Origin of the sequence: Citrobacter sp. Ca225, assembly GCF_030337175.1 — a bacterium.
Taxonomy (GTDB): Bacteria; Pseudomonadota; Gammaproteobacteria; order Enterobacterales; family Enterobacteriaceae; genus Citrobacter_A; species Citrobacter_A amalonaticus.
On sequence record NZ_JAOWCD010000039.1, the window covers coordinates 1 to 6,715 of the forward strand.

General features: G+C 52.5%; 4 protein-coding genes and 1 pseudogene. 4 read left to right on the forward strand and 1 reads right to left on the reverse strand.

Features of this window, described 5'->3' with window-relative positions; genetic code table 11:
* The first annotated feature begins 83 nt into the window (after positions 1-83).
* Positions 84-1,106, forward strand: coding sequence for an IS110 family RNA-guided transposase (locus OGW13_RS01210; protein WP_000156886.1), 1,023 nt, complete (start codon positions 84-86; stop codon positions 1,104-1,106).
* Positions 1,107-1,395: 289 nt separating this feature from the next.
* Here OGW13_RS01210 and OGW13_RS01215 read toward each other — a convergent pair.
* Positions 1,396-1,944, reverse strand: a pseudogene (locus OGW13_RS01215) (IS110 family RNA-guided transposase); the annotation flags it as partial.
* Positions 1,945-2,408: 464 nt separating this feature from the next.
* Between OGW13_RS01215 and glgB the strand changes: the two are divergent.
* From glgB to OGW13_RS01230, 3 genes are all read left to right on the forward strand, one after another.
* Positions 2,409-4,601 carry a 1,4-alpha-glucan branching enzyme gene (gene glgB / locus OGW13_RS01220; RefSeq protein ID WP_004099052.1) on the forward strand — a complete coding sequence of 731 codons (2,193 nt, stop codon included), beginning with the start codon at positions 2,409-2,411 and terminating at the stop codon, positions 4,599-4,601.
* 129 nt (positions 4,602-4,730) lie between these two features.
* Entirely contained in the window at positions 4,731-6,014 is a 1,284-nt protein-coding gene (gene glgC, locus OGW13_RS01225) for a glucose-1-phosphate adenylyltransferase (RefSeq protein ID WP_004099051.1), read from the forward strand.
* A 146-nt stretch (positions 6,015-6,160) separates the two neighbouring features.
* The coding region (locus OGW13_RS01230) for an IS6-like element IS26 family transposase (protein ID WP_032259227.1) at positions 6,161-6,715 on the forward strand (555 nt) is incomplete at its 3' end.

Below are 6,715 nucleotides of genomic sequence, written 5' to 3' on the forward strand. Positions count from 1 at the left end.
GAATGGAAGGGACTTCCCCTGGATATGTGCCTGATTAGCTCTTGTGCAATCATGGGGTAAACATAGCCCTGGAGGGATTCGTTATGACTATCACTACTGTCGGTATCGATCTTGCTAAAAATGTGTTCGCTGTTCACTGCGTTGATCAAAATGGAAAAACTGTTCTGGTTAAACCTAAAGTATCGCGTGCTGCACTTCCTGAGTTAATTGCAAGCCTGCCTCCCTGTGTTATCGGGATGGAGGCGTGCTCAGGCGCCCATTACTGGGCAAGAGTGTTTCGGCAGTATGGCCATGAGCCCCGTTTGATGGCTGCAAAGTTCGTATCGCCATATCGCATGGCCGGTAAATCAGGAAAAAATGATGCAGCTGATGCCCAGGCTATTTGTGAGGCTGTCCGTCGCCCGCATATGCGGTTCGTGCCAGTGAAGGATGAGAGCCAGCAGGCGATGCAATGTCTACACCGTACCAGACAAGGTTTTATCGAAGAGAAAACAGCAACATATAACCGATTAAGAGGTTTGATATCTGAATTCGGCGTCATCGCTCCACAAAGTACAGATGCCCTGCGCCACATCGTTTCTGAACAGAAGAATTCTTTGCCGCTTCAGGTTCAGCAATGCGTTGATGATCTGCTGGAACACATTAATCGCATTGAAGATAACATCGCTGAATATGACCGGATCCTGTCCCGCATGGCAAAAACGGATCACCGCAGCCAACGACTGATGGAACTGAAAGGGATTGGTCCCACAACGGCCTGTGCGCTGGTCGCCAGTATCGGTAATGCCCATGATTTTAAGAATGGACGCCAACTGGCAGCCTGGCTGGGACTTACACCATCACAGTACAGCAGTGGCGGAAAATCAAAGCTTGGCAGAATAACGAAAGCGGGCGATTCATATCTGCGAACGCTTCTGGTTCAGGGGGCCCGTTCGGTTTTGATTGGTGCAGAGAAAAGGACTGACTCATTCAGCCGTTGGGTTTGTAAGTTGGTTGAGCGCAGGGGGTACTGGCGGGCTGTTGTAGCCATCGCCGCCAAAAACGCGAGGCTGTGCTGGGCATCGTTGCATTACGGTGATGATTTCAGGCTGTACTCAGCCAGCTAAAGCACAAAGCAGTATAACCATCTGACCTGCAACTCGTTGATGAAAAAGGGTTAGACCCCGTGAGGCCTATCTGGCTATTGTACAGGATATACGTATCCGCTTAACGAACAAGAACCTCACGCGCGTCTTTCATCAGGGCCCGAATCGATAACGATTTATCATGGCCGTTTATAGTACCGCAGTCTCTCCCCTTTATTTTACTGACGAGCAGACAGAAACTATAAAACCGGCGTTGACATGCCGGGGAAGCCCTTATAGTACAATAATTCTCTATATCCAAACTGACCCCTAGTAGACTCAGCTGTGTACGAAACAGGACGGGTAACGGGTTATCCGCATCTTCCACGAGCTCAGGTAATCGTCGCTGTAGCTGCTGGATACCTCGGGGGACGACAATGCCAAATTCGGCCAATAACCCCCTGATTTGATTGGCTTGTGCGGTTCGCTGTTTGATGAAGCTCTGACGACTCCGGTGAAGTGCCAATACGGCTTGCTGCTCAGCGGTTTTGACCGGCACGAACCGCATGTTAGGTCGAGTGACGGCTTCACAAATAGCTTCAGCGTCTGCAGCATCATGCTTATTGGTTTTAACATAGGGTTTGACGAACTGAGGGGCCATCAGTTTGACATTATGGCCCATCGATATCAGTTTATTGGCCCAGAAATGAGCAGATGCACAGGCCTCCATGCCGATCAAACAGGGTGGGATGTTGGCAAAAAAGGAGGCCATTTGTGCCCGTCTGAGTTGTTTGTTGAACAACCGTTTTCCGTGCTCGTCAACCCCATGGATCTGGAAAACGTTTTTTGCCAAATCGATTCCAATAGTTTTAACGTTCATGATAGCAGCGCTCCGTTCAATGAGTGACGATTTATCGTCCCACTGTGGCACAAGAGATGGGAGGCGACCATTCCATTAACAAAGCCCTTCAACTCAGCAAAAGTTCGATTTATTCAACAAAGCCTTTTTTTATATACGATCTGACGAATTCAGCAGAAGGAAACTCATCATTCGTGACGAAATAAAAATTAGTTTCCCCATTAATATAGAAATGAGTGTTTACTCACAGAAAGAAAATCAGGAGTAATTATTCTGAAGACAGATAATACAGAAGTCGTACAGCGCATTTAACTCACTTCTCAGGAGGTTAATCACTCTCTATTTGTGGACAACCGACATGTCTTAAGGCTCTGGAATAACGTGTTGATATTTCGATGCGTAGCATGCAGCGGAATATTACCGGATCAATAAAGCAGGAAGAGGCGTTTTAATTCTTTCCGCAGGATGATAGTAGGGTGACTGCCATGTCTGATTATAATGAAAAAAGTGCGATCTCCGCACTTCTCGCAGGTCATTGTTCCGATCCATTTTCCGTGCTTGGCATGCACTCAACCGATGCGGGTCTGGAAGTGCGCGCATTATTACCCGATGCCACCGATGTATGGGTGATTGAACCGAAAACCGGGCGCAAAGTCGGTAAACTCGAATGCCTCGACACACGCGGGTTCTTTAGCGGCGTTCTGCCGCGCCGGAAAAATCCTTTTCGTTACCAGCTGGCCGTCACCTGGCACGGTCAGCAAAACCTGATTGACGACCCCTATCGCTTTGGCCCGCTGCTGCAGGAGCTTGATGCCTGGCTGCTCGCTGAAGGGACTCATCTGCGGCCCTACGAGACGCTGGGAGCCCATGCCGACACCATGGACGGCGTCACCGGGACGCGTTTTTCCGTCTGGGCGCCGAACGCCCGTCGTGTGTCGGTGGTCGGACAGTTCAACTACTGGGACGGCCGCCGCCACCCGATGCGTCTGCGCAAAGAGTCCGGCATCTGGGAGCTGTTTGTCCCCGGCGCGCATAACGGCCAGCTGTATAAGTTCGAGCTGATTGACGCCCACGGCCACCTGCGGGTGAAATCCGACCCGTATGCCTTTGAGGCACAGATGCGCCCGGAAAGCGCGTCGCTTATCTGCGGCATGCCGGAAAAGGTCGAACAGCCACAGTCCCGTCAGCAGGCCAACCAGTTTGATGCACCGATTTCGATTTATGAAGTGCACCTTGGCTCGTGGCGCCGCCACGCCGATAACCATTTCTGGCTCAGCTACCGCGAGCTGGCGGACCAGCTGGTGCCTTACGCGAAGTGGATGGGCTTCACCCATCTGGAGCTGCTGCCGGTAAACGAACATCCGTTCGACGGCAGCTGGGGCTATCAGCCCACCGGGCTGTACGCGCCGACCCGCCGTTTTGGTACCCGTGAAGACTTCCGCTACTTCCTGAATGCTGCCCATGCCGCGGGTCTGAACGTGATCCTCGACTGGGTGCCGGGCCACTTCCCGTCGGATGACTTTGCGCTGGCATCGTTCGACGGCACCGCGTTGTATGAACACAGCGACCCGCGAGAAGGTTATCACCAGGACTGGAATACGCTGATCTACAACTACGGTCGCCGTGAAGTCAGCAACTTTCTGGTCGGGAACGCGCTGTACTGGATTGAACGCTTCGGGATCGACGCCCTGCGCGTGGATGCGGTTGCGTCAATGATCTACCGCGACTACAGCCGCAAAGAGGGGGAGTGGGTGCCCAATGAGTACGGCGGCCGGGAAAACCTCGAAGCGATTGAATTTCTGCGCAATACCAACCGTGTGCTCGGTGAGCAGACGCCGGGAGCGGTCACGATGGCGGAGGAGTCCACCGACTTCGCCGGGGTTACACGACCGTCTTCTACGGGCGGTCTTGGCTTCTGGTTCAAATGGAACCTCGGCTGGATGCATGACACCCTCGACTATATGCAGCTCGATCCCATCTATCGTCGTTATCATCACGACAAGATGACCTTCGGGATGCTCTACAACTACACCGAAAACTTCGTGTTGCCGCTGTCACACGATGAAGTGGTTCACGGCAAAAAATCGATTCTTGACCGGATGCCTGGCGATGCCTGGCAGAAGTTCGCCAACCTGCGCGCCTACTACGGCTGGCTGTTTGCCTTCCCCGGTAAAAAGCTGCTGTTTATGGGCAACGAGTTTGCCCAGGGGCGGGAGTGGAACCACGACGCCAGCCTCGACTGGCATCTGCTGGAAGGGGGCGACAACTGGCATCACGGGGTGCAGCGTCTGGTGCGCGATCTGAACCATACCTATCGCCACCATAAGGCACTGCACGAACTGGATTTTGACCCCTACGGCTTTGAATGGCTTGTTGTGGATGACCACGAACGGTCGGTGTTTATCTTTGTCCGTCGCGATAAAGCCGGGAACGAGATAATCGTGGCGAGCAACTTCACGCCAGTACCGCGTCACGGCTATCGCTTCGGGATTAACCAGCCGGGGCGCTGGCGTGAAGAGCTGAACACCGACTCGATGCACTACCACGGGAGCAACACCGGCAACGGCGGCTGCGTGGCAAGCGAGGCGATCGCCAGCCACGGTCGGGAGCATTCGCTGTCGGTGACTCTGCCGCCGCTGGCGACAATCTGGCTGGTACGGGAATCTGCAGGGCAATAAAACGCGCAGCTGATTTATTGCAGCTGACTTATTACCGGAGGTGATCACTTCTGAATTATTTTGCAGAAGAGTGAGGCTTTTTCTTCATTATTTTCTTTTATGGCTTTTATTTAATGGCAGGACATTATTATGAGTAAACTTGAATATACTGACAACTTAATGCTGTCGCGCCAGTTACCGCTTAAATCCGTGGCCCTGATCCTCGCCGGCGGACGTGGCACACGATTAAAAGACCTGACCACTATTCGCGCAAAACCTGCGGTGCATTTCGGCGGTAAATTCAGAATTATTGATTTTGCTTTATCGAATTGTATTAACTCCGGAATAAGACGTATCGGGGTCATTACACAATATCAGTCCCATTCACTGGTGCAGCATATTCAACGCGGCTGGGCATTCTTTAACGAAGAAATGAATGAGTTCGTGGATTTATTACCGGCGCAGCAGCGGGTGCATGGTGAGAACTGGTATCGGGGGACGGCGGATGCCGTGACCCAGAATCTGGATATTATCCGCCGCTATGATGCGGAATATGTCGTTATTCTGGCCGGGGACCATATCTATAAACAAGATTATTCGCGGATGCTGCTCGATCACGTTGAAAAAGGGGCGCGCTGTACCGTGGCCTGCCTGCCGGTCCCGGTTGAAGAGGCAAGCGCTTTTGGCGTCATGGCCGTGGATGAGAATGACAAAATCATTGAATTTGTTGAAAAACCGGCTAATCCGCCCACCATTCCTGGCGATGAAACCCGCTCGCTTGCCAGTATGGGCATTTATGTGTTTGATGCGGAATATCTCTACCAGCTGCTGGAAGACGACGATCGGGATGAACACTCCACCCATGATTTTGGCAAAGATATTATTCCCAGGATAACGGCGGCAGGTGAAGCGTATGCGCATCCGTTCCCGCGCTCCTGCGTTCAGTCGGATAATAATGCCGAGCCATACTGGCGCGATGTCGGAACCCTGGAGGCGTACTGGAAAGCGAATCTGGATTTAGCCTCAGTAGTGCCAGAGCTGGACGTTTATGACCGTAACTGGCCTATCCGTACCTATGTCGAATCGCTGCCCAGCGCCAAATTTGTTCAGGACCGTTCCGGCAGTCATGGCATGACCATGAATTCTCTGGTCTCCGGCGGCTGTATTATTTCTGGCTCGGTGGTGGTGCAGTCGGTTCTATTTTCCAGAGTTCGGATTAACTCGTTCTGTAATATTGATTCGTCGGTTTTATTACCGGGCGTCTGGGTCGGTCGCTCCTGCAGGATAAGACGCTGCGTGATCGACCGGGGATGCGTTATTCCGGAGGGGACGGTGATTGGCGAAAATGCCGTTGAGGATGCGCGACGCTTTTATCGTTCGGAAGAAGGCATCGTTCTGGTTACCAAAGAAATGCTGGACAAACTTGAGGTATGAGCCCATTTGCGGAAAAAGCGTGTCCGGCGGCAGAGAAAATATTGCCCTGTCGCGGGTCGTCTCTGTGGCTGAATAATAAGGAGGGCACTGTTGCAAATAGTCGGTGGTGATAAACTTATCATCCCCTTTTGCTGATGGAGCTGCACATGAACCCATTCAAAGGCCGGCATTTTCAGCGTGACATCATTCTGTGGGCCGTACGCTGGTACTGCAAATACGGCATCAGTTACCGTGAGCTGCAGGAGATGCTGGCTGAACGCGGAGTGAATGTCGATCACTCCACGATTTACCGCTGGGTTCAGCGTTATGCGCCTGAAATGGAAAAACGGCTGCGCTGGTACTGGCGTAACCCTTCCGATCTTTGCCCGTGGCACATGGATGAAACCTACGTGAAGGTCAATGGCCGCTGGGCGTATCTGTACCGGGCCGTCGACAGCCGGGGCCGCACTGTCGATTTTTATCTCTCCTCCCGTCGTAACAGCAAAGCTGCATACCGGTTTCTGGGTAAAATCCTCAACAACGTGAAGAAGTGGCAGATCCCGCGATTCATCAACACGGATAAAGCGCCCGCCTATGGTCGCGCGCTTGCTCTGCTCAAACGCGAAGGCCGGTGCCCGTCTGACGTTGAACACCGACAGATTAAGTACCGGAACAACGTGATTGAATGCGATCATGGCAAACTGAAACGGATAATCGGCGCC